The organism is Polaromonas sp. P1_G2, assembly GCF_056405515.1.
The window spans coordinates 1-383 of the sequence record NZ_JBFUBY010001568.1 but is presented as its reverse complement, the minus strand read 5'-3'; the positions used below and the strand labels follow the sequence as shown (position 1 = coordinate 383).

1 protein-coding gene is annotated in these 383 nt (G+C 64.5%); it reads left to right on the top strand.

Going from position 1 to position 383, the window contains the following annotated elements; genetic code table 11:
• Positions 1-383, top strand: a 383-nt coding sequence (locus AC1D0P_RS31580) for a class I SAM-dependent DNA methyltransferase (protein ID WP_477680330.1), incomplete at both ends; no start/stop codon positions are given.

Below are 383 nucleotides of genomic sequence, written 5' to 3'. Positions count from 1 at the left end.
GGCTTGAAGCTCGCTTTGCTCGACGGCGCCGACCGCCCTCGCCTGCCGCCGAGCCGCTATGTCGAGGGCTTGTTCGACGACTATGCCGACCGTTTCGATTCAGCCCTGGTCGAGCGGCTGGGCTACAGCGTCCCCGGCAAATTGATGCGGCTGATAGAGACGCACCGGCCACCGCCTTACGGCCACGTGATCGACCTCGGCTGCGGCACCGGCCTGTTCGGCGCGGAAATCCACGGGCGATGCACGGTGCTGGAAGGCTATGACCTCTCGGAGAACATGCTGGCCAAGGCCGAGAGCAAAGGTTTCTACAATCACCTTGCCAAAGCCGACCTGTCGCTCACGCCCGAGTCTTCCTCCCTGTTCGGCGATCACCCCTCCCACCG